This is a genomic window from Helicobacter enhydrae (assembly GCF_001693335.1).
Classification (GTDB): Bacteria; Campylobacterota; Campylobacteria; order Campylobacterales; family Helicobacteraceae; genus Helicobacter_G; species Helicobacter_G enhydrae.
This window is the reverse complement of the sequence record NZ_CP016503.1, coordinates 410427-433442: the sequence shown is the minus strand read 5'-3', so window position 1 is coordinate 433442 and position 23016 is coordinate 410427. Positions and strand designations below refer to the sequence as shown.

25 protein-coding genes are annotated in these 23016 nt (G+C 43.1%); 16 read left to right on the top strand and 9 right to left on the bottom strand.

Translation table 11 applies throughout. The annotated features are described in order from the left end of the window. Window positions 1-120: 120 nt before the first annotated feature. From yedF to BBW65_RS01990, 5 genes are read right to left on the bottom strand one after another with little or no spacing between them, the layout of a single operon-like run. A complete protein-coding gene (gene yedF / locus BBW65_RS02010) occupies window positions 121-834 on the bottom strand; it encodes a sulfurtransferase-like selenium metabolism protein YedF (RefSeq protein WP_066338997.1) in 714 nt (237 codons plus the stop codon). Continuing rightward, window positions 831-1958, bottom strand: a complete 1128-nt coding sequence (gene dapE, locus BBW65_RS02005; RefSeq protein ID WP_066338994.1) for a succinyl-diaminopimelate desuccinylase — start codon at window positions 1956-1958, stop codon at window positions 831-833. Before dapE ends, yedF begins: the two co-directional genes overlap by 4 nt. Window positions 1959-1967: 9 nt before the next feature. Continuing rightward, window positions 1968-2681: a carboxy-S-adenosyl-L-methionine synthase CmoA gene (gene cmoA / locus BBW65_RS02000; protein ID WP_066341757.1), complete on the bottom strand. Its 714-nt coding sequence runs from the start codon at window positions 2679-2681 to the stop codon at window positions 1968-1970. A 23-nt stretch (window positions 2682-2704) separates the two neighbouring features. Continuing rightward, window positions 2705-4090, bottom strand: a complete 1386-nt coding sequence (locus BBW65_RS01995) for an NAD(P)H-hydrate epimerase (RefSeq protein WP_066338992.1) — start codon at window positions 4088-4090, stop codon at window positions 2705-2707. Beyond that, a complete protein-coding gene (locus BBW65_RS01990; RefSeq protein ID WP_066338989.1) occupies window positions 4090-5520 on the bottom strand; it encodes an acetyl-CoA carboxylase subunit A in 1431 nt (476 codons plus the stop codon). Before BBW65_RS01990 ends, BBW65_RS01995 begins: the two co-directional genes overlap by 1 nt. A 456-nt stretch (window positions 5521-5976) precedes the next feature. Here BBW65_RS01990 and BBW65_RS01980 point away from each other — a divergent pair, with 456 nt between their 5' ends. The 10 genes from BBW65_RS01980 (at window position 5977) to BBW65_RS01930 (ending at window position 15977) form a co-directional block, all read left to right on the top strand. After that, window positions 5977-6300 carry a hypothetical protein gene (locus BBW65_RS01980; protein WP_066338984.1) on the top strand — a complete coding sequence of 108 codons (324 nt, stop codon included), beginning with the start codon at window positions 5977-5979 and terminating at the stop codon, window positions 6298-6300. After that, window positions 6284-6553, top strand: a complete 270-nt coding sequence (locus tag BBW65_RS01975) for a type II toxin-antitoxin system YafQ family toxin (protein ID WP_407645233.1) — start codon at window positions 6284-6286, stop codon at window positions 6551-6553. The genes BBW65_RS01980 and BBW65_RS01975 overlap by 17 nt, the downstream gene beginning before the upstream one ends. A gap of 1595 nt (window positions 6554-8148) precedes the next feature. After that, window positions 8149-10941: a nitrate reductase catalytic subunit NapA gene (gene napA / locus BBW65_RS01965; RefSeq protein WP_066341756.1), complete on the top strand. Its 2793-nt coding sequence runs from the start codon at window positions 8149-8151 to the stop codon at window positions 10939-10941. 2 nt (window positions 10942-10943) lie between these two features. Further along, the gene (gene napG / locus BBW65_RS01960) at window positions 10944-11708 is read left to right on the top strand and encodes a ferredoxin-type protein NapG (RefSeq protein ID WP_066338976.1); all 765 of its coding nucleotides are present in this window, start codon (window positions 10944-10946) and stop codon (window positions 11706-11708) included. Then, window positions 11708-12604: a quinol dehydrogenase ferredoxin subunit NapH gene (gene napH / locus BBW65_RS01955; protein ID WP_066338975.1), complete on the top strand. Its 897-nt coding sequence runs from the start codon at window positions 11708-11710 to the stop codon at window positions 12602-12604. Before napG ends, napH begins: the two co-directional genes overlap by 1 nt. Then, on the top strand, window positions 12594-13106 hold the full coding sequence (locus BBW65_RS01950; protein WP_066338972.1) for a nitrate reductase cytochrome c-type subunit: 513 nt from the start codon (window positions 12594-12596) through the stop codon (window positions 13104-13106). Before napH ends, BBW65_RS01950 begins: the two co-directional genes overlap by 11 nt. Window positions 13107-13343: 237 nt before the next feature. Beyond that, on the top strand, window positions 13344-14072 hold the full coding sequence (gene modA, locus BBW65_RS01945; RefSeq protein WP_066338970.1) for a molybdate ABC transporter substrate-binding protein: 729 nt from the start codon (window positions 13344-13346) through the stop codon (window positions 14070-14072). Continuing rightward, the gene (locus tag BBW65_RS01940; RefSeq protein WP_066338967.1) at window positions 14069-14461 is read left to right on the top strand and encodes a TOBE domain-containing protein; all 393 of its coding nucleotides are present in this window, start codon (window positions 14069-14071) and stop codon (window positions 14459-14461) included. The genes modA and BBW65_RS01940 overlap by 4 nt, the downstream gene beginning before the upstream one ends. Continuing rightward, window positions 14461-15129 carry a molybdate ABC transporter permease subunit gene (gene modB, locus BBW65_RS01935; RefSeq protein WP_066338965.1) on the top strand — a complete coding sequence of 223 codons (669 nt, stop codon included), beginning with the start codon at window positions 14461-14463 and terminating at the stop codon, window positions 15127-15129. The genes BBW65_RS01940 and modB overlap by 1 nt, the downstream gene beginning before the upstream one ends. Beyond that, window positions 15126-15977, top strand: coding sequence for a sulfate/molybdate ABC transporter ATP-binding protein (locus BBW65_RS01930; protein WP_066338962.1), 852 nt, complete (start codon window positions 15126-15128; stop codon window positions 15975-15977). The genes modB and BBW65_RS01930 overlap by 4 nt, the downstream gene beginning before the upstream one ends. On the opposite strand, the gene BBW65_RS01925 is transcribed toward BBW65_RS01930, so the two are convergent. The 4 genes from BBW65_RS01925 to BBW65_RS01910 form a co-directional block, all read right to left on the bottom strand. After that, a complete protein-coding gene (locus BBW65_RS01925; protein ID WP_066338961.1) occupies window positions 15974-16714 on the bottom strand; it encodes a tRNA1(Val) (adenine(37)-N6)-methyltransferase in 741 nt (246 codons plus the stop codon). The genes BBW65_RS01930 and BBW65_RS01925 overlap by 4 nt on opposite strands. Continuing rightward, a complete protein-coding gene (ribD, locus tag BBW65_RS01920; protein WP_066338960.1) occupies window positions 16699-17730 on the bottom strand; it encodes a bifunctional diaminohydroxyphosphoribosylaminopyrimidine deaminase/5-amino-6-(5-phosphoribosylamino)uracil reductase RibD in 1032 nt (343 codons plus the stop codon). The genes BBW65_RS01925 and ribD overlap by 16 nt, the downstream gene beginning before the upstream one ends. Next, window positions 17730-18170 (bottom strand): ribosome maturation factor RimP, encoded by a 441-nt coding sequence (locus BBW65_RS01915; RefSeq protein WP_066338958.1) that lies wholly within the window; start codon window positions 18168-18170, stop codon window positions 17730-17732. The genes ribD and BBW65_RS01915 overlap by 1 nt, the downstream gene beginning before the upstream one ends. Window positions 18171-18282: 112 nt before the next feature. After that, window positions 18283-19602: an MFS transporter gene (locus BBW65_RS01910; RefSeq protein ID WP_066338957.1), complete on the bottom strand. Its 1320-nt coding sequence runs from the start codon at window positions 19600-19602 to the stop codon at window positions 18283-18285. Between the two features lie 88 nt (window positions 19603-19690). Here BBW65_RS01910 and BBW65_RS01905 point away from each other — a divergent pair, with 88 nt between their 5' ends. From BBW65_RS01905 to exbB, 6 genes are read left to right on the top strand one after another with little or no spacing between them, the layout of a single operon-like run. Then, window positions 19691-20302 (top strand): non-canonical purine NTP pyrophosphatase, encoded by a 612-nt coding sequence (locus BBW65_RS01905; RefSeq protein WP_066338954.1) that lies wholly within the window; start codon window positions 19691-19693, stop codon window positions 20300-20302. Then, complete coding sequence (gene truB / locus BBW65_RS01900) at window positions 20299-21132, top strand: tRNA pseudouridine(55) synthase TruB (protein ID WP_066338951.1); 834 nt, start codon at window positions 20299-20301, stop codon at window positions 21130-21132. Before BBW65_RS01905 ends, truB begins: the two co-directional genes overlap by 4 nt. Further along, complete coding sequence (locus tag BBW65_RS01895) at window positions 21126-21356, top strand: carbon storage regulator (protein ID WP_066338949.1); 231 nt, start codon at window positions 21126-21128, stop codon at window positions 21354-21356. Before truB ends, BBW65_RS01895 begins: the two co-directional genes overlap by 7 nt. Further along, window positions 21353-22108, top strand: coding sequence for a 4-(cytidine 5'-diphospho)-2-C-methyl-D-erythritol kinase (locus tag BBW65_RS01890; protein WP_066338946.1), 756 nt, complete (start codon window positions 21353-21355; stop codon window positions 22106-22108). Before BBW65_RS01895 ends, BBW65_RS01890 begins: the two co-directional genes overlap by 4 nt. Further along, entirely contained in the window at window positions 22105-22566 is a 462-nt protein-coding gene (gene smpB, locus BBW65_RS01885; protein WP_066338943.1) for an SsrA-binding protein SmpB, read from the top strand. The genes BBW65_RS01890 and smpB overlap by 4 nt, the downstream gene beginning before the upstream one ends. Further along, a complete protein-coding gene (exbB, locus tag BBW65_RS01880) occupies window positions 22566-22994 on the top strand; it encodes a TonB-system energizer ExbB (protein WP_066338940.1) in 429 nt (142 codons plus the stop codon). Before smpB ends, exbB begins: the two co-directional genes overlap by 1 nt. The last annotated feature ends 22 nt before the right edge of the window (window positions 22995-23016 follow it).

Below are 23016 nucleotides of genomic sequence, written 5' to 3'. Positions count from 1 at the left end.
AGAATCTGTATTATAGGTTAAATTTTATTAACATTACCAAAAATTTATGATTTTGTGTAGTTCTATGCAGAATCTGCCAAATGTCCTCTGATACCCCCCCATTGATGTGAGAAGTGGTGGCTAGAATGTGACCACTTCAAACCTAAGCATTTTGCGTGTGATCTCTGCGGAGTTGCTGACACTGCCCACACATAGCAAATCTCTGACATTGTAGTATTCTAGGCAGGTGCCACAGGTGCTGACTGCAACGCCTCTTTGCTCTAGTTTTTTGAGTGTGCGTGTGATGTGTAGGTTTTTCTCGACATCGATACAGGCTAGCACCCCACGATTGATGAAAATCAACTCTCGCGGGATTTTGGCAGTTGTGTAGAGATTGTGCAAAAGCCCCTCTAGAAGCTTCTCCCCTAGATCTCCCTCGCCGATACGATCGCTAGTGAATATGAAAATCTTGTTTTCAAACTCGCTGTTTGGGGGGATGTCTGGCTCTTTTGGCGGCGTGGGAGGGGGTGGGGTGGATACTGGGGTGCTTTGGGGAGATTGATCGGTGGGAGCGGTGGTGGCTTGTGGAGATGATGGCGTGGGAGCGGTGGGAGCCTGTCTGTCTCTACCAAGTATGTGTATCCAAAACTCTCCCTCTTTGATTTCTGTCTGAAAAAGATAGCCCTCAGCAAACAAAAAATCAATCGTTTCATCGCGTCTTTTTTGGGTGTCTGCGATGATTACGATTTGGCTCACGGCGATATTGTTTTGACGCAGTTTGGCGAGGACATTTTGGATCTTGGACACGGCATCGGTGCATAGGGCTTGAGTGATATCGATTTGGACTTGTTTCATTGGTTCTCCTTGCTTAATGTGTATAAAAAATCTTTGAAAATCGCTTTGAGATCTTGGAGCTCTTGTAGGCTCACTCTCTCGTCTTTGGCGTGGATACGATCGTTGATGACGCCTAGCTCCACGACTTCAATCCCATAGGGAGCGAAGTAGCGTGCATCGCTTGTCCCGCCTGTCGTCCCAAGAGTAGGCGTGAAGCCCATCGTGCGTTCTATGCTAGCGCTTAGGGTTTGGACCAAAAAGCAGTCGTGGGGGGTGAGAAATGGGAGGGAGCTTGTTTTGGTTTCTAGGGTGAAGGGCAAGCCTTGCAAAGTCTCTCTGAGGTAGTTATCCACATCGTTGGCATTGGTGAGGGTGGAGTTTCTGACATTGAGCATCATACTCAAGGTGTCAGGGGTGACATTGCTCATCTGCATTCCTGCACGCAAATCTGTGATGACGATTTTGCTCGGCTCAAAATGCTCGTCTCCATTGTCTAGATCGTGCCCGGCGATTTTGCCAAGTCTAGCTCCAAGCATTTCTATGGGGTTTTGGCATTTTTGGGGATAGGCACTATGCCCTTGCACGCCTTGTAATGTGATTTTGGAGTGGATGGAGCCTCTGCGACCGATTTTGATCATATCTCCTAGTTTGTCGGTGCTTGTGGGTTCTGCGATGATAGCAAGATCTGGGAGGAGGTGGTGACGCTCAAGGTATTCCAAAACGACTTTGGTGCCATCGACCCCATCCCCCTCCTCATCGCTTGTGAGCAAGATTGAGATTATGAGGTTGGATCGTGCTTGAAACTCTTGAATCGCAGAGAGAAAACAAGCGATCCCTCCTTTCATATCTTGTGTGCCACGCCCATAGAGATAGCCGTCTTTGATGTGTGGCTCAAAGGGTGGGCTAGACCAGCCCTCTCCTGCAGGGACGACATCGATATGTCCCCCAAAACACAAGTGCAGTTTGGGTTGTGTGCTTGAGGGATTGTAATCTTTGAACAAAAACAGGTTGCTAACGGCGTTGCGGTGGATGGGTATGGCTTGAAAAGAATCAGGCAAAAGGCTTTGGATGTATGAGTAGATCCCGCATTCATTGGGGGTGATTGTGGGGTAGGTGATGAGTTTTTCTAAAATCGCTTGAGGCATAACCACTCCTTATTTTTTGGCGATAAAAATCACGAAATTGATCCAACGGAATAGAATCTCTATGTGTTGGAAACCTGCGTTTCTGAGCATTGTCTCGTTTTCTTGTTGTGTGTAGGGGATCAGGACATTTTCTAGTGCTTCGCGTTTTTGGGCGATTTCGCTAGAAGAGTAACCTTGAGCTTTTTTGTAAGCGAGGTAGTAGTCAATCATTTGCAAATCAAGGGTTTTATCCTCGCAGATGATTTTTTCGCTCATCAAAAAAATGCCCCCGGGTTTGAGTGAGGCAAAGATTTTCTCAATCGCTTTGTTTCTGATGGGGGGGCGGATGAACTGCAGAGTGTAGTTTGCCAAAATAACATCTGAGGGCAACAAAGGATAATCCAACAAATCTGCTTGGACAAACTCGATCTCATAGCCATAGGCTTGTGCTTTGAGCGTGGCGTTGGCACACATTGATGAGGAGCTATCAATCCCTATGAGTGTGCAATCTTGGTTTTTGGTTTTTTGGTGGATGTCAAAGAGTGTGTTGCCTGTAGAGCTTCCAAGATCATAGAGTCTGCCGTGTCGGGGCAAATGCAATGTGGCAAAGTCTGATAGGATCGCAATCTGTTGATGATAAAAAGGGATAGATCTAGCGATCATATCATCAAAGACACTTGCTACTTGAGAATCAAACTCAAACTGCTTGAGAGGTTTGTCTCTAAAAATTTCATCTTTTTGCATTGTGTGGCTCATAGGGCGTTGGCTCATAGGGTTTTGATGGTTTCGATCAAATCCATCGGGTTGAGCCCATAGGTGCTTTTGATTTTGCAAGAAGCCAAAGCGTGTGCCAATACAGCATCAACACTTGCACGCAAACCATCGCGTCCTTGTGCCATCAAAGAGGCGATCATCCCTGCCAACACATCGCCACTGCCACCTTTGGCAAGATTGTTTCTGCCAAGATTGCACACCCATACCTTTTGGTTTTGGGCGATTAGGGTGTTTGCACCTTTGAGAACGATGATGACATTTGGGAATCTTGTGCAAAACACAGAGAGGAACTCATCTCGTTTGGCTTTGATGTCTTCAAGAGGAAGATCGCAAATGCCACACAGACGCAACAATGAGGCAAACTCTTTGATGTGGGGTGTGAGGATGGTTTGACGCTCACGCTGGAGAAAAGGAATGAGGCTAGGGTGGTAGAACACATCCGCATCCAAAAGGCAATCATAGGGAGAGAGTTTGGCAAAGTCTGATTCTTCGATCTCTCCTGCCCCCATACCAAAAGCGACGACTTGAGCGTCTGGGGGGATCGTATCGGTTTTGATGATCTCAAAAGGGATGGATTCTTGGCTTCCGACTAAGCTCACACGCCCAACTCCAAAGGCAATCGCACTGAGTGCACAAAGCACGCTCGCACCGATTTTGCTTCGCGGGGTTTGTTTGGTGAGGACTGCTAGATGTCCATACTCGCCTTTGTGGGTGTCCTCTTTGTGCCGTGTGGGTAATCTGAGATCGGAGGCGTCAAGGAGCTTGATGTTGGAGTTGATTTGATAGTTTTTGTGTGCAATGCCCAAAGGTGCTAGGATCATCTCTCCTGTATAGTCTTTTGCCCATTCTGTGAAAAGAATGCGTTTCAGCCCACCCATACAGATAGTGTAATCTGCTTGAAAAGCTATATCTTGGGGGAGGGTGCTCAAACCGCTAGGAATGTCACAGGCGATTTTGATACGCGGGAATTTGTTCATCTGTGCGATGAGCTCTTTGGTCGCGGTGTCAAGCTCCCCTCTGAATCCACTCCCAAACAAACAATCCACCAACACATCGCTTGGGAAAAGTTTGCTCACAAAATCCACCCCCGCACTTTTGCACCGATAGAGTTCTTTTTCGCATAGAGCGGTTTTGGGAGGGTGGGGCATCAAGACTTTGATATGGTAGTCTTGGTTGAGTTTTCTAGCAAGAGCCAAGCCGTCTGCTCCGTTGTTGCCACCACCGCAGACGATATAGATCAAGCTTTTGGGGTGGGTGAGTTTGGCGATCAGTTGTGCGATAGCATTTGAGGCGTTTTCGACGAGAATCTCTTCTGTGAGTAGGAATTTGTCGATCGCTCTTTTGTCCAAAAGGTTGGTTTCTTCATAAATGTTTTGCATCATTTCCCCTTGTTTCTGTAGGCTAAAGCCGCACAAATCGCACTCAGCTCCTCTGTGTCTGCGTCGTCATCGTGGTCTGTCTCTAGGAGGTGGTGGAGGTGCTTGCTCAAATACGAGGTGTTGAAGTTGCCTTGGCGGAATTTTTTGTCTTTGCAGATGTTTTTGAGGAAAGGAATGGTGGTTTTGATTCCATAGATTGTGAATTCGCTCAAGGCACGCGCTAGTTTTTTGACTGCCAAATCATAGCTTGTCGCCCTCACGATGACTTTTGCCACCATCGAGTCGTAAAATGGCGGGATTTCATAGTCTTTGTAAATGCAACTATCAATCCTTACAGAGGGTCCGAGTGCGGGGTAGTAGGTCGTGATTTTGCCGGGGTTGGGGGCGAAGTTGTTATGCACATCTTCGGCGTTAATGCGTGCTTGAATGGCGAAGCCTTGGAAATGGATGTCTTGTTGCTCAAGCTCAAGGATCTCTCCTGCTGCGATACGGATCTGTCGCACCACAAGATCAATGCCTGTGATTTCTTCTGTGATGCCGTGTTCTACTTGGATTCTTGTGTTCATTTCCATAAAATAAAACTGGTTTTCATCATCAAGGAGGAACTCGATGGTGCCAATGTTTGTGTAATTGGCTGCTTTGGCTGCAGCGATTGCAACAACTCCCATTTTTTTGCGTAAGCCCTCATCGATGTGTGGGCTTGGGGCGATCTCGATGAGTTTTTGATGACGGCGTTGGATGGAGCAATCGCGTTCTCCTAGATGAATGATGTTGCCATAAGAATCAGCAAGGATTTGGAACTCTATGTGGCGTGGGTTGATGATACATTTCTCCATAAACACATCATCATTGCCAAAAAACAATCCCGCCTCTTTTTTGCAAGCTTCAAAGCTTTCAAGCAGTTTGCCCTCCTCCTCTACGACTCGTATGCCTTTGCCTCCACCACCTGCACTTGCTTTGAGGATGATGGGGTAGCCGATGTCTTGAGCGATTTGCTTGAGTTCATCGGGGGTTTTTTGGTTGAGGGGCAAAGTGCCCGGAACGATTGGTATGCCGTTGCTTCTCATCAAATCTCTTGCGACATTTTTGTCCCCCATTTTTGCAATGACTTCAGCTCTAGGTCCTATCCACACCAAACCGCTTTCGGCTACTTTTTGTGCGAAAAGTGCGTTTTCGGACAAAAACCCATAGCCCGGGTGGATGGCTTGAGAGTGGCTTTCTTTGGCGATTTTGATGATGAGATCGGCATCTAGGTATCCTTTGATTGGATCTTGGCTTAGCTCATAAGCAAAATCTGCCATTTTTGCGTGGAGGGATTCTCTATCGGCTTGAGAGTAGATCGCAACGCTCTCGATCCCCAAATCTTTGCACGCACGGATGATACGCACAGCTATTTCTCCACGATTGGCAATTAAAATTCGTTTAAACATATAAAACTCCGATGAAAAAATTGCAGTATTCTAGCTAAAACTATCAAAACTTTGATGTTTTGTGGAAGGGGACAAGGGGGGATGATTTGAGATTCAAATCTAAAAAACAAATCTAAAACACCAAAGAATTAAAACAAAGTCAAACTAATGTGGGTAACACACAAAAAGCGAGTTTGGGGGATTTTAAGGGGGATAAGGGGGGTGCCTCGCAATAAACCCCCTTGTCCCCCTTATAGAAAAAAGCAAAGTGGGATTTGGCGACTAGAAAGTGTGCTTCTGCAAAAGCAATCTCAAGCAAAGAATCCAGTCGCAAAAAAACTGCTAGCAAATGGCGTTTTGCACAAATGAACTTTAGGGTTTGTGGGATTGGTTTTGCTAAATCCGCGTGCTTTGACTACAAAAATATTTGGGGAAATTTAATTATAATTGATCTAGCAATCTAACCAAGGAGTGATTATGCAAACCGCATCAACAAGACAAGATACTCTAGATCAAGCTTATATTGAAAAATTAAGAACAAAAAACGAAAAGCAACTCAAAGGCATGATGGATGCCCTAGAAAAAGAAACGATGAAAATCAATGCAGAGAAAAAGAGGATTGAAAACAAGCTCAACAACAGAATCAGAAAAAAACATTTCATACAAGATGCTCTTATGGAAAAATGGCGCACGCCTAGTGCCAGACTTCTAAATGCGATTGAGGAAGTTGAGAGAGGTGAAGTCGTATCATTTGAAAATCATCAGCAAGCAATGGAATATTTAAATAATGATGAAGATTGATTTTTCTAAGTCTTTTAAAAAGTCGTATAAAAAACTAAGCAAAAAGGATAAAGAATTGTTTTCTAAAGTTTCACTAAAACTAGCAAATGATGAAATCCTAGAACCAAAATACAGAGATCATGCATTAAAAGGCGATTATGTAGGATTTAGAGAATGCCATCTAAAGCCTGATTTGCTTTTAATCTACAAAAAACAAGATGACAAATTGATTCTTTATTGTTTGGATATAGGCTCTCATAGTGAGCTGTTTTGAAATCATTTTGAATATCCAAATCTTTAGGTTCTGTTTTGCATTTCCACAAAGTGCCATATTTCGTTGGTTTTGTGTTCTTGAGAATGGAGTTGGGGGGTTAGGGGGGGGTGATTCTAGAAACTTTGGAGTTTCTTTTTTGGCTTTGGCTTGGGGAAGTCTGTTCTTTGGCGATTCCAGAATCTCTTGAGATTCTCTCTCTTTGAGTTAGCTTGAGCAAAGCACCCTTTATACAATTCTAGAATCCCCTAGGATCTCTCTTAAGGGGGATAAGGGGAACTTATGGCAGCGTTCCCCTTATCCCCCTTAACAACCCCATAACCGCATTAGCAAGGCTCGTTCAAGATTACATTGACTTGGAATCTTTTTTGGTTCTACAAGGTTGGTTTGGGAAGCGGTTTGCATTGTCTTTATAACTTAGTGGGGTTTTATATTTTTGTGATTTTTTAAAAAAGTTGCAACAAGAATCTAAAGAATCAAACTCAAAACACCAAAGAATCAAAACAAAGTCAAACTAATGTGGGTCACACACAAAAAGCGGGCAGGGGTTTGGGGGATTTTAAGGGGGATAAGGGGGGTGCCTCGCAATAAACCCCCTTGTCCCCCTTATAGAAAAAAGCAAAGTGGGAATTGGTGACTAGAAAGTGTGCTTGTGCAAAACCAATCTCAAAAACTAGCAAACAAATCAAGAATCACCAAAGAATATAGAGCCTCTCAAGCTAACTTCAAAAGAACCCCCCCCCTAGAGATTCTAGAAACACCCAAAAGTGTGCTTTGGCAAAGGTAATCTCGATAAAAGAATCCAATCGCAAAAAATGACTAGCAAATGGCGTTTTGCACAAATGAACTTTGAAGCAATTCTAGATTCCCTAAGGGTTTTTTTAAGTTGCTTTTGCAAAAGCACATTTTCTAATTTTTTCAAGCACGGCTTGGAGTTTTTCTTAAGGGGATCAAGGGGAACTTATGGCAAGCGTTCCCCTTATCCCCCTTAACAACCCCCATAACCTCATTAGCAAGGCTCGTTCAAGATTACATTGACTTGGCATCTTTTGGGGTTCTACAAAGGTTTGTTTGGTCAGCGGTTGTTTGTACTTATATTGAAATAGTGAGGTTTGATAATTGATTAGAGTTTTTTAAGAGTTTGCAAAAGAATCTATTGAAATGGTGGGGGGTGGGGTTTGCAAAAAGATTCTAGATCGTGAAAAATATTTAAAATAATCTAAAATGAATATCTTAAGTTAGAAATTTTGTGCTTTGAATCATAAAAATTAGTGTTACTAAAATTTACATTTAGATGATTGATTATCAGAAGGTTTTACAAAATTGCCACAAATTTTTGATTGTCATTTGCAAAACAATCTGATTTTGGAGTCAAATTTGATTTTGATGATAGGCACGAATGTGTTTTTGTTTTGGATTTTTCTGAAAAAGTAAAAGATTATTTGCATTCTTTTGATCCTCAAATCAGCACATTTTAATTTTGCCTCATCTTAAGATTGATCAAAATATTAAATCATAGAATCTTTGACGCAAAGTCGCCAGATTGATTTGTGTTGATTATGGTGATTGACTGATAAGGAGGAAATATGCAAGAGAAGCTGAATCGGCGTGATTTTTTGAAGAGTTCTGCTGTGATGAGTGCGGCTGCAAGTGTTGGAATGGTGATCCCCAAAGCCCTTGAAGCAAAAGCACAACAAGGAGAGAGCGGATGGCGATGGGACAAATCCACTTGTCGTTTTTGTGGAACGGGTTGTGGGGTGATGATTGCGACCAAAAACAATAAAATCGTGGCAATCAAAGGCGATCCTGAAGCTCCTGTCAATCGTGGCTTGAATTGTATCAAAGGCTATTTCTGTGCCAAAATTATGTATGCTCAAGACAGATTGACACAGCCTCTTTTGCGTGTCAATAGTAAAGGAGAGTTTGACAAAAAAGGGAAGTTCCAACCTGTGAGTTGGCAAAAAGCCTTTGATGTGATGGAGCAAAAATTCAAAGAAACTTACAATCGCTATGGACCCACAGCGACTATGGTTTTTGGCTCGGGGCAATACACAATCCCTGAGGGATATGCTGCTATCAAGCTTTTCAAAGGTGGTTTTAGGAGCAACAACATTGATCCAAACGCACGCCATTGTATGGCAAGTGCTGTGGCAGGGTTTATGCAGACTTTTGGAATCGATGAACCTGCAGGGTGCTATGATGATATCGAATTGACAGACACTATCGTGACCTGGGGAGCCAATATGGCTGAAATGCACCCGATCCTTTGGAGCCGTGTGACAGATAGGAAGCTCACAAACAAAGAACAAGTCAAAGTCATCAATCTCACGACATACCGCAATCGCACTTCTGATATTGCAGATATTGAGATTATTTTCAAGCCACAGACAGATTTGGCGATTTGGAATTACATCGCAAGGGAGTTGGTGTATAACCACCCACAATCTATCGATTTGGATTTTGTCAAGAAACATTGTGTTTTTACAACGGGCTTTGTCAATATTGGCTATGGCTTGAGAAATCCAAACTCTCCCTATGTCACCACATCAGAAAAACCCATCGTAGAAAAAGAAAAGACTAAAGTTTTGAGTCAAAATGAAGGCATCACCTTGCAATATTTGGGGCTAAAAACCGGAGAGGCAATGCAGATGGATGGCTCCAAAGCAGGGGCACATTGGGAGATTGGGTTTGAGGAGTTCAAAAAGGGCTTGGAGCCTTATACTCTTGATTTTGTCGCTAAATTGGCTAAAGGAGATGATAGCGAGGACTTGGAGAGCTTCAAGCAAAAGTTGCAAGATTTGGCAAATTATTATCTCCAAAAAGATCGCAAGGTGGTGAGCTTCTGGACAATGGGAATGAATCAGCACCAAAGAGGAACTTGGGTCAATGAGCAGAGCTATATGGTGCATTTGCTACTAGGCAAACAGAGTCAGCCGGGCAATGGAGCGTTTTCTCTGACAGGGCAACCGAGTGCGTGTGGAACGGCAAGGGAAGTGGGGGTGTTTAGTCATAGATTGCCTGCTGATATGGTGGTAGATAATCCAAAGCATCGAGAGATAACAGAAAAAGTTTGGAATCTCCCTCAAGGGACACTCAATGGCAAAATCGGCTCCAATTATCTCAAGGCGATGAGGGAGCTAGAGGAAGGCAAAATCAAGTGGGTTTGGGTGGCAGTCAATAACCCTTGGCAAAATACCGCAAACCTCAATCACTGGATCAAGGCAGCAAGAGAGATGGATAATTTCATCGTGACAAGTGATTGCTATCCGGGCATTAGTGCCAAAGTGGCTGATTTGATTTTGCCTAGTGCGATGATGTATGAAAAATGGGGAGCTTATGGTAATGCAGAGAGACGCACGCAGCATTGGCGTCAGCAGGTGGTACCTGTAGGCGAGGCAATGCCTGATCTTTGGCAGATGACAGAGTTTGCCAAACGCTTCACGCTCAAAGAGGTTTGGGGCAAAGATTATCCTGAGTTGGAGATGAAGTCTGTGTTGGCAGAAGCCAAAAAGATGGGATACAAAGAGAGTGATACACTCTATGATGTTTTGTTTGCCAACAAAAAAGCGCGTAGCTATGTTTATGGCAAAGATTCTGTGACAAAAGGGTTTGAAAACACCGAGGTTCAAGGTGATTTCCGTCAAGTCAAGGGGGGAGATGGCAAAGTAGATAAAGGCTGTGGGTTTTTTATCCAAAAATATCTTTGGGAAGAATATCGCAAGTTTGGGACTGGGCATGGGCACGATTTGGCACCTTTTGATGTTTATCATTATGTGAGAGGCTTGAGATGGCCTGTGATCGAAGACAAAAAAGCCAAGCTTGGGTGGAGAGAAACACTATGGCGTTTCAATGCAGAATACGATGTGTATGCCAAAAAATATGGAGGCGGAGCGCGTTTTGCTTTTTATGGTAACAAAGGCAAATCCATCGCTCAAGGCGATTTGGCAAAACCATCAAACCAAAAAACAGACATCAACAACAAAGCAAAAATCTTCTTGCGTCCTTATATGGATCCTTGTGAAATGCCAGATGAGCAATATCCGATGTGGCTTTGCACGGGGCGTGTGCTAGAGCATTGGCATAGTGGCACGATGACTATGCGTGTCCCTGAACTCTACAAAGCAGTGCCAGAGGCGTTGTGCTATATGAATGACAAAGATGCACAAGAACGCAATCTACAAAATGGCGATGTCATTTGGGTGGAATCTCGTCGCGGCAAAGTCAAGGCAAGGATTGATACAAGGGGACGCAACAAGCCACCCAAAGGATTGATCTATGTGCCTTGGTTTGATGAAAATGTATTGATCAACAAAGTTTGCCTTGATGCGACTTGCCCGATTTCTAAGCAAACAGATTTCAAAAAATGTGCAGTGAAGATTTATAAGGCATAGCAATGAAGTTTGATTGGGAGCGTAGGGAAGCACTGAAGAAGGGAGTGGGGAGCCTCGGAGTTTTGGGGGCTGGTGCAATGATCTGGAGTGAATATCTCAACGCTCAAGTCAAGCAAGATGTGTTGCGACCTCCCGGTGCCAAAAAGGATTTTTTGTCTCATTGTATCCGCTGTGGCTTGTGTGTGGAAGCTTGTCCTTATCTCACATTGAAACTTGCAGAAGTTGGGAATCAAAAGGGCATTAGTGCGGGGACTCCTTATTTTGAACCACGCAAGATCCCGTGCTATATGTGCCAAGATATTCCGTGTATGCGATCTTGTCCTAGCGGTGCATTGAGTGCGGAGGCTTTGAGTGATGCAGAGGGGCAGGTGAAGATTGATTATGCAAGAATGGGGGTTGCAGTCATTGATACGACGCATTGTATCGCTTATGGAGGGATCCAGTGTGATGCTTGCTATCGTGCGTGTCCTTTGATCAAAAAGGCTTTGTATCTCAAGGTGGAGCATAATGATTTCACAGATAAGCATTCCAAGCTTTTGCCGATGGTTGATGCGGAGTTTTGCACGGGGTGTGGAATGTGTGAGAGAGCTTGTGTGACACAAAAGCCGACAATCGTGGTTTTGCCCTATGAGAAAGTGATGGGTGCGGTGGGGGATCACTATATCCGTAGCTGGAAGCAAGGGGATGAAACGCGAATCAATCAAGAGGTAGATTCTAATCCAAACAAAACAAATTCTTTGGATTATCTCAATAATGGAGAGTTTTGATGAGAGCTTATAGGTTTTTGTTTGCTAGACGCTTGATTCAGATAGGGATTTTGTTGCTTTTTGTGTTTGGGAACTATGCTGTTTTGGATATCAGAAAACATCAAGAGGTCTATCAGATGCGATTGCTCAATACCGCAGATGCCGATGTCAATGGTGTGATTTTGCACAAAGAAAACCTCTCTTCGCTTTTGAGTGGGGATTTGAGTTTTGCGTATGTGTTGGGCAAAATACCCTTGAGTGAGCCTTTTGCGACTTTGCAACTTGTGGTTGCTGGAGGTGGATTGGCACTTGATGTGTGGCTAGGCGTGTTTGTCGTGGTTTTGTTTTATGGGCTTGTTGGTGGTAGGCTTTATTGTGCTTATGTCTGTCCTGTCAATCTCATCACAGATTGTGCCAATTTTTTACGCAGAAAACTGGGGTGGCAAGGGCTCAAAATGCTCAATCTCAAAAGATGGTTTAAGTATGGAGTGTTGCTTCTGTCTCTTTTGCTGTCCTTTGTGTTTGGAGTTGGGGCTTTTGAGATGATCAATCCCGTATCTTCTTTGAGTCGTGGATTGGTGTTTGGTATGGGGTTTGGATTGTTGAGCGTTGCGATGATTTTCGTGTTTGATTTGTGCGTCTTGAAGAATGGATTTTGTGGTTATATCTGCCCGATAGGTGCAAGTTTTGGATTGATTGGCAAATTTTCGATTTTGCGTGTATCACATCAAGTCAATCATTGCACGAAATGTAAAAAATGCGTAGAAATCTGCCCTGAACCCCAAGTGCTTGATTTGGTGGGCAAAAGAAGTGGAGTGGTCGATGCGATGGCTTGTATCAAGTGTGGAAGATGTATTGAAGTGTGCCAAGATGAGGCATTGGAATTTAAAATTTTAGGAGGAAGAAATGAATATTAAAACGATGATATTAGTGAGTAGCGTAGGTGCTGGAATCTTGTGGGGTGCTGTGAGCGATAGTGAGATAGGATTGAGGAAGGCTCCTCTTGCCACTGAAGACAAAACAAAGCTAGAGCAGTTTTCATATAGCAAACAAGAGCCCGGAGAAAGCCAAGTGTTTGATCGAGCGTTTGAAAATGCTCCACCGATGATTCCACACAATGTGGAGGGAATGACAGATTTTACACAAAACAGCAATGCTTGTTTGGATTGCCATTCTCCTGATGTTGCAAAAGATATGGGTGCGACACCTGTGCCCAAATCCCATCTTTATGATTTGCGTAATTCCAAAGCAGTCACTGATGGTATTGCTGATAGTCGCTGGAATTGCACGCAGTGTCACGCTCCACAGAGCAATGCCAAGCCGTTGGTGGGCAATCAGTTTAAGCCTGAATATCGCAATAAAAAAAGTCAGAAATCTTCCAATCTCCTTGATGTGATCAATGAAGGGGTCAAAAAGTAAGATCGCTCAAATGCCCCATAGATACAATATCTGTGGGGTAAAAAGCAAAAGCGATTTTGATGCTCATCGGACAGAATAGATGGCGTTGAATGTTTGTTTGTTGTGATCCCCCATATTTGTCTAGCCATATTTGCGTCAGACAATTGGCTAGAGTGCAAAGTGATAGTTTGCTCTGTATCTCTTATTTTTTGTGATAGCATTATATATTTTTGGAAATAACGATAAAAGGAAGTCAAAATGCGTGTTTTGTTTTTTTGTATGGCTTTGAGCGTAGCGATTTTTGGCAAAGAGTTGAATATCTTGGCTGCTGCCAATTTGAGACTTGTTTTGGAGGAAGTGAAACAGGAGTTTTTGCAAGATTATCCAGATGTTTCTATCAATCTAAGCTTTCTTTCTTCAGGAAAGGCGTATGCACAGATTATCAATGGGGCGAAGGCGGATTTGTTTTTTTCAGCAGATGAAGACAAACCACAAAAATTGTTTCAGCAAGGCTATGTCCTTGGAGAGCCGCAAGTCTATGCGTTTGGCACACTTGTGCTATGCACTACCAAAGATTTGAATCTATCTACTTTCAAGGTTTTGCAGTCTTCATCTGTCAAGCATATTGCAATCGCAAACCCCAAACTTGCTCCCTATGGTTTTGCAGGTGTGGAGTTTCTGAAAAATATCGGTGCGTATGCTGATGTGGCTCACAAGCTTGTTGTGGGGGATTCTGTGGGAATGGCATTGTCTTATGTCAAGAGTGGAAATGCAGATCTTGGGTTGAGTGCTTTGTCGCTAGTGATTAATGACAAAAGTTTCACTTATAGGGTTTTGGATGATGATTTGTATCCACCAATCAAACAAGCTTTTGTGGTCTTGGAGCAAACCAAAAACAATGATATCGCCTCAGCCTTTGCTCGTTTTGTGCTTAGCTCTGTGGGGCAAGGGATTTTTGAGCGTTATGGCTACAAAAGGGCAAAATGAATCAGCTCAAAGCACAAATCATTTCACTGCAAGAGAGTGAAAACATACTTTTTATCAAAATGTCTGCCCAAGATTATTGCTTCAGTGCAGTGGGTTTGGGTGGGGATTATGTGCTATGGGAGCAGGTTGATTTGTGCTTCAAAGAAAGCGATGTGATGTTGGCACATCCCAAAAGTGCGGGGTTGATTAGTGCGCGTAATAAGTTCCTCTCGCCCATTTTGCACATTGAGCATAATGGGGTTTTGGCTAGAGTGGAGTTTGATGTTTTGGAAACCAAGGTTTGTGCATTGATCACCTATGAGGCGTTGCGTGAGCTTCAGGTCGAGCAACACGACAAGTTTTATTGGTTTGTGAAGTCTAGCGATTTGATTGTGCAAAAGAGGGCTTGATGTTTGTTCAAACAATGCAACTCACTTTTTCTCTTGCGTTTTGCACGATGGTGATACTTTTCCCGATCGGAATCTGTTTGGGGTATTATCTCTCTTGTTCTAGGGGTGCATTGAAAATGCTAGTTGAGGTTTTGGTCTGGCTTCCTTTGATGCTCCCTCCCACCGTGCTTGGTTTCTATCTACTTTTGCTTTTTAGCCCCAACCTTAGTCCTTTGGGGCAGTTTCTAGATACTTATCTTGATCTTAGGCTTGTTTTTAGCTTTGAGGGTATTTTGCTAGGGAGTGTGATTTTTGGTCTGCCTTTTATGGTCAATCCAATCAAAAGTGGTCTGCAGTCTTTGCCAATTCATCTAAGTGAGGCTAGTTATATTTTGGGGCGTGGGAAGTTTTATACATTGATAAAAGTTTTGCTCCCCAACATCAAACCCTCTTTGTTGATTGCATTGATTGGGACTTTTGTCCATTCTGTTGGTGAATTTGGCGTTGTGGCTGTGATCGGGGGCAATCAGGCTGGAAGCACGCGTGTGGCTAGTATTGCAATTTATGAAATGGTGATTGATGCTCAATATGAGTTGGCACATCAATATGCATTGACTTTGCTTGTGGTGTGTGGGAGTCTTTTGCTTTTGATTTTGTATGTCAATCAAAAATATTTGGGTGCCAAATGATTGAGTTTGCATTTGCCAAAACTTTGGCAGGGAGTGATGGGGAGTTTGAGCTTGATGTCAAAGGGAGGATTGGCTTTGGTGAGCGTGTGAGCTTGTTTGGCAAAAGCGGTGTGGGGAAAAGCACGATTTTGAGAGTTCTTGCGGGTCTATCTGGGATTGATCAAGGTAGGGTTGTTGTTGATGGGGAGGTTTGGAATGATGGGGTATTGATATTGCCTCCACAAAAGCGTAAGATAGGTTTTGTGTTTCAAGATTATGCCTTGTTCCCCAATCTCAATGTGATGCAAAATATCGCATATTCCAAAAACGCCAACCCCAAGCGTGTCAATCAGCTTATAGAGATGATGGGGCTTGGTGGGATTGCGATGCACAAACCTGCCAAACTCTCTGGTGGGCAGTCTCAACGCGTAGCGTTAGCAAGGGCGTTGGCAAGTGAGCCCAAGATTTTGCTTCTAGATGAGCCTTTTAGTGCTTTGGATGATGAGATCAAGAATCATTTGATATGTGAAGTGAATCTATTGCAAAAAGAATTTGGCTTTGTGATGATTGTTGTCAGTCATAGCATTTCTGAAGTGTATCGCTTGAGTGATAAGGTGATGTGCCTTGAGAATGGTAGGATTGCTAAGATCACAACGCCTAAGCATAGGTTTTTGCACAATAATATTTGTCTAGATGGCGAGGTTTTGGCGATAGAGTATTTTTCTATTACAGCTCAGATTCAAGTCCTTGTCGGAAGTGAGGTTCTTTCGTTTGTATGCAATAGGGGAGAGTTGGAGAATGTGCAAGAGGGGAGCAAAGTGAGAATGACTTTTAAGGCATTTTCTCCTATGCTAGAAAAACTTGATTAGCGTGAAGATTCTGTGAGTAAATCTGCAGAATGGACTTTGATGCTATAGGTGTTGCATTTTTTATAAATCTCGCACACTTCATCAGAATAATCGTTTTGAGATTTGCCAATGTGGGTGATGAGCGGTGGGAGGATATTGAGGCTTTGTTTGCTTTGGATTTTGGCATAGATGAGTGCTAGTGTCGCACTTTGGTTGATTTTGGGATAGACGAAACGAGCGACTTGGGCGTTAAATCCGAGATTTTTGAGGGCAAAAAATACGCGATGGACTTCTCTAGCGTCATAGCAAAAAAAGAAGTTTCCATTTGGCTTCAAACATCTTTTGACTTGCTTGAGAAACAAATCGATAGGGAGTGATTTTTCATTGCGTGCAAGGTTGATTCTAGGATTTTTGGAGGGAATGATGTCTCCTCGATAAAACGGGGGGTTTGAGATGATGATGTCAAACTTGTATTCTGTATAAAAATCCAAAAAATCTTGGCACAACACTTGAGAATCAGGGAGATTGATTTGAGCTAGAAATGCCATTGAGCGATCTTTTTCTATCAATGTTGGCACGACATTGCCGTATTTTTGTGCAAGTTTTGCCAAAATCCCACTACCACACCCCACATCAAGCAGGGTTTGCTTGGCTTTCATAAAAGGAAGTGCAAAATCAAACAAAAACAAGCTATCACTATTGTAGCAGTAGCCATCACTGAGTTGGTATAGGCGTGTGGGCGTTAGGGTTTGATCCATATCAACATATCCTTATGGTGTGGGTGATCGATTAGATGTGTGTGCAATACTTCTCCTTGCATTTGTGGAATCACTTGAGGGGCAGTCCCTCCAAAATCAGCTGATAAAATCACCAAAAGCAAATCGATCTGGTGTTTTAGGCTTTCAAGCAAAGCATACCCCCCCTCAATGATATTAAATCCATCTGTTAAATTGAGCGAATCAATGCTAGAGTGGATTGAGATAGAGGGGGCTTGGATACATTCAAGCATTTGGGGCGTGAGGTGTTGGCGTGTGAGAATTTGGATTTGTGGGATTTGGGTGAATCGAGGATAGGCACAACGCACATCAAGGCGTGGTTTGTCTTGGATAATCGTGTTGCCTGAAATGATGAGGCGTGTTGCAACACTGCGTTGGGAATGCGTGAAGGCTTTGGTGTTGGGGTTTGAAATCTGCCCGTGCGTGTAGCTCCCATTGAGATTTTGTGCGATTTTGAAGAGATTCAAAAAACCTTGATGTTGAAATTTGCTGAAAGGATAGAGGAGATCTTGGCATTGTTGTTGCAACACTCCTGTGATGGTGTCTATGTTTGCCGTGTTTAGCGTGTGGATTCCTCCTTGTGCTTTGGGGTTGCTCTCATTGGCTCCGATAATGACGGCTTTGGGCTTGAGGTGGGAGAGTAGTGTGGAGCAGGGTGGCGTTTTGCCATAATGATTACAGGGTTCTAATGTCACAAAAAACAAACAATCATTGAAAGCATTGTCGTGGTGCTGGATAATGAAATCATAGAGTTGTTTGGGTGTGAGATTTTGGAGTGATTGGGCGGTGGAGGGTCTAAGAAGCATAAGGGCTTCTTTGGCCGCTAGAAGCTCAGCGTGTGCTTCACCTGCTTTATGATGAGCACATAGGGCTAAAATTTCTCCTTGTGGAGAGAGGATCAAAGCACCTACGCTAGGGTTGGGGAGTGCAAGAGTTTGAGTTTCCCACGCTTTGGCAATCGCAAGAGACATCAAAGTCTCATAAAACTTCCACTTCATTACCACTCAAAAAAAGTTTTGACTTTTTTGGTTTGATGATAGAAAAATGTCTGTGTGTTTCCTTCGATTTCTAGTGTGAATTTTTCATCATCGCTTGAGTGGAGCGTGCCAATGATTGTGCTTTTGTCAAGGAGACGCACTTCTAGTGTTTCGCCTATGGAATACTTGAAATGGCGTGGAGATTTGAGAATCCGCTCAATGCCCGGGGAGCTGACTTCAAGCGTGTATGGAGAGCTGAAGGGGTCTTGGACATCTAGAAGTGGAGAGATGAGGTTACTCACCTCTTGGCATTTATCTAGTGTGATACCTTGAGGAGAGGTGATCATAATACGCAAAACATCTTGATTGAACTCTTTTGTGATGATGATGTCATAGAGATTGCAATCGCAATTTTGGATATAGGTTTGCAGTGTGTCATAAAGATCTTGTGAGAGTGTCATAGATTTCCTTAAGTAGTTTTTGTGATTTTATCAGAATTTTGATAATTTCTTTGTTTGGGCGAGTTTGCCAAAGAGGAGAACTTCTGTCTGCCAAAGCAATGAGTGCTTTGGATTATTGGAGTGCTTCTTTGATTTGATTTTCGGAGATGATTTGGGGGTTGTAGATGATGGTCAAAACTTCTTGTGTGTGGTAGAAATCCACGATCCCATCAAGCCGTTGCAAGAGGCGGATGTCAGAATATGAGTGGAGAAAAAGTGTTTTGTTTTTTGGAGGATTGTCTAACAATAGAGCAATGATAAGAATCCAAAGAATACAAACACAACTAATGCCTAGTGCCAAGTAGAATAAGCCAATAGTGTGATAAAGCACTCCCCCCAAGATTGCTCCGACAAATGAACCCAAAAATCCAAAAGTAGTAAAAAGCCCAAGAGCAGAGCTTCTTTGGAATGATTTGGGGTATTTACTCGCTAGAGACTGCATAATCGGCTCATGAATATCAAGTGCCACAAAAAACAGCAAAATACTCAATGCAAAAAGCCATAGGATTTGCCCATAATCAGATAGACAAAATCCGATAAAAGCCACGATAAAAATCAAAACCCCCACGCTCATTACAGCTTTGTAAAATCCATATTTTTCTGCAAAAATACTAGCAGGTGCCATCGCAAAAAGCCCCAATACCCCTGCAGGAGCGTAGAATTTCCACAAATCACTTTGAGAAAATCCAAAATCTTGATGAAGCATTAGGGGGATAATGATGAAGCCACAACTAATGAGTGCTTTTTGTAGAAATGAACTAAGGTGCATCACCCACAAATTGCGATTTTTGAGGAAATTTTCTTGTTGTGTGTTATCAAAGCTATAGGTGATTTTGGGAGGTTTTGGAACTTTGTAAAAAAGTATGCCAATACTCAAGAGTGCCAAAGCCCCTGTGAGCCAAAAGAGGAATTTCCCTCCATAAAACCCAAAGAGCACGGGTCCAATAAACATTGCAAGCATAAAGCTTACAGAAATACCTGCCCCCATAATCGCCATTGATTTGGTGCGTTTTTCTTCTGGCGAGAGATCGGCAATCAACGCAGAAATCACACTTGAGACAGCACCCACACCTTGCAAAAAGCGTCCGATGATCAAAATCCACAGATGATCACTCCACGCACACAGAAACGAACCAAATGCAAAGATTGCCAATCCAAAGGCAATCACCAAGCGTTTGTCATATTTGTCGCCCAAGATTCCAAAAGGGGTTTGAAAAATGATTTGTGTGAGATTGTATCCACCAACGATGAGTCCTACCATCAATGGCGATGCTCCAAGCGATATGGCATAAATAGCAATCGTTGGCATCACGATAAAAAGACCAAAAAACCGCAATGATGTAATCAGCGTGAGTGGGAGGGTTTGTTTGAACAATGAGGGTTGTTTTTGCATTGAGATACCTTTGTTTTGTTTTAAAATTATGATTCTAAAAATTTGAGATTTTATCCAAATAAGCAGGAATTTGTGAGAAGGAGTGATGATGAAAGTCATTTTGGCAAGTCAGAATGCAAAGAAAATCAAAGAGATCGAGCAGATTTTGAGAGGTGTGGAAGTTTCATCTTATACAGATTGGATTGATTTGGTGGAGATTTGTGAAAATGGTGAGAGTTTTGAGCAAAATGCGATGATTAAAGCAAAAGAGATTGCAAATCGTTTGCAGTTGAGTGAGGATTATCTAGTGCTTGCAGATGATAGTGGCTTGTGTGTGGAGGCACTTGGTGGAATGCCCGGAGTGTATAGTGCGAGGTATGCCAATCTTGGCGTGTGCGATACAAACGCGAGTGATGAGGCAAACAATCTGAAATTGCTAGAATCTCTAGATGAGGTTGGAGTGTGTGAGAGCAAAGCTGCTTTTGTGTGTGCGATTGCTGTGGTGGGGATGATCAAAGGGGCAAGGGTGGAGCAATGTTTTTGTGGCGTGCTAGAAGGCAAAGTGGGGCATTATGAGCTTGATAATGAAGCATTTGGCTATGATCTTTTGTTTATCCCTGATGGTCATACACAGACACTCAATCACATTGCGGAGAAAAACTCTCTCTCACATCGCTATCTTGCTTTGAAACAATTTCAAGCATTTGTGAATCAACGATGAATCATCTCTTTGTCGTGGATAAACCCGCAGGGATTAGCTCCAATGCGTTTTTGATGCGTTTGAAAAAACAGCACAAATGGAAAAAATGCGGGTATTCTGGGACTCTTGATCCATTTGCAAGTGGGGCATTGATCATTGCAACAGGGGCTTATACGCGTCTTTTTCCTTATATCAAAAAGGGCAAAAAAACCTATGAGGCGACTTTGTGGCTTGGGGCAAAGAGTGCAAGTCTAGACATTGAGCAGATCCAAAGTGTCCAAGAGGTTGCAGAGGTGGAGGTAGGGGTTTTGCAAAGTCTAATGGCTGATTTGCAGGGAGCTTTGAGATACACTCCTCCCAAATTTAGTGCCAAACACATCAACGGCGTGCGTGCATATACTTTGGCGCGCAGTGGAGTGGAGTTTGAAATGCAAGAAGCAACGATGGAGATATTTGAGATTGAGCTTTTGCATTATAGACATCCATTTGTTCATTTTAGAATCTGTGTGAGTGAGGGGGGATATGTCCGTTCTGTTGGGGAGATTTTGGCACAGAGGTTGGGGGTCGTTGGGGCATTGAGCTCTTTGAGAAGAGTGAGTGAGGGCGAGGTCGAGCTAGGGCGTCATTGTGCGATGAGGGAGTTGGATCCATTGAGTGTTTTGGGGTGTTCAAGGATTGTTTTGGAAAGTGAGCGTGAGCGTATTTTTGATGGCAAAAAATTTCAGATACAGAATCAAAAAAATCGCGAAGGGGAAGTTTATTGTGTTGTGTATGATGATTTTTTTTCTATAATTTCATTCAAACAAGACGGAGAAATCCGATACCACTTAAATAGGATGCCTAGATGTTGATTTTGTCGCGAAAGAGTGAAGAGAGTATCGTTATTGGTGAAAATATCGTAATCAAGGTGATTTCTATTGATAAAGGTAGCGTGAGGTTAGGCTTTGAAGCTCCGCCTCAAATGCTTATTTTGCGTTCTGAGTTGAAAGAGGCGGTGGTCAATCAGAATCAACAAGCGATCGTTCTGCCCAATCTTAGCCAACTTGAAGATATTTCTAAACATCTAAAAAAATGAGAATCTACCCAAAAATCAATATCTTTCTCAATGTGTTGGGGGCGAATGATGAGGGGATGCATAGGATTTTGTCAAGATTTGTTTTGGCTTATGGGGCTTTGTATGATGAGATGGAAGTGCGTTGGGGTGGAGATGCTTTTGAGATTTGTGGGGAGTTTGATTGCGTAATGCAAGACAATCTCATTTTTAAGGCAAAAGAAGAGTTTGCAAAATCTTTTCCTGCGTATGCTCAAGAAGTGGAGGGGTGTCGCATAGAGGTGTGTAAGCGTATTCCTTGCGGGGCAGGACTTGGTGGGGGTAGTGCGAATGCTGGAGCATTTCTCACACACATTGCTTCTTATTTTGGAATAGAGTATTTGGAAATCTTGCAAGTGGCACAAAGGGTGGGGAGCGATGTGAGTTTTTTTGTGAGTGGTTTTGAGAGTGCCAATGTTTGTGGAGTGGGGGGAGAGGTGGGGGAGTTTGTCGAGCCAATATATGAATATGAGATTTTTACCCCTCCATTTGCCTGTGCGACGGGGAGTGTTTATCGTGCTTTTGATACACATTGTGGCGGGAATAGAGTGGCTAAGATAGAATGGCTCAATCTCTCAACTTCTGAACTTCTACATCGATTTGTCGCTCAAGAGCTCAATGATTTGTATTTACCAGCCTGCAGAATCTATCCGCAATTGTTGGAGGTGGCTCAAGATTTGGGCGATGGGTGGTTTTTCAGTGGGAGTGGGAGTAGTTTTTTTAGGATGAAGAGATGAAAGTCATAGCACGCAATAAAAAAGCTTTGTTTGATTATCAGATTTTGGAGCGTTATGAAGCAGGGATGGTGCTAAGTGGGGCGGAAGTCAAAGCCATCCGTGCGGGGCGTGTCAATCTCAAAGATAGTTTTGTGAGGATTGTGAAAGGCGAGGCTTTTGTATTTAACGCACATATTACACATTTGCAAACCACTCACTGGTATTATAAGCCCAATGAACGCCGAGAAAGGAAGCTCTTGCTCCACAAAAAACAGATTGATAAGATTTTGGGGGCATTGACACAAGCAGGACTGACTTGTGTGCCATTGAGCTTGTATTTCAACGAACGCAACAGAGCAAAGCTTGAGATAGGAATCGCTAAGGGCAAAAATCTCCACGATAAGCGTGAGACACTCAAAAAAAAGGCATTGGATTTGGAAGTGCAAGGTGCGTTGAAAAAATACCAAAAAGGATTGTGATGAAAGAAGTGCTAGATTATGGAGTGCTTGGATTTTTGCTGTTTTTGAGTGTTGTGGTGGTGGGAATCGTGCTAGAGAGAATCTGGTTTTATGCGACAATGAGGGTGAGTGATTATGAGGATAAACGCTTGTTGGAGCTTGATTTGCACAAGCGATTGACTTTGGTTGCTACGATTGGATCCAATGCCCCTTATGTTGGTTTGCTAGGAACCGTTGGTGGGATAATGATGACTTTTGCGGATTTGGGGCAAGTGGGAGACACCCAAAGCATAATGCTTGGGCTTTCATTGGCACTCAAAGCGACGGCGGCAGGTTTGATGGTAGCAATCCCTGCAATCGTTTCTTATAACCTATTGCTTAGAAAAGCTGAAGTGATTTTGTGTCATTGGGATATTTATCACCACCCTGACAAAAGCGATCAAGCATAAGCGAAGGAGGAGCTTGTGAAAA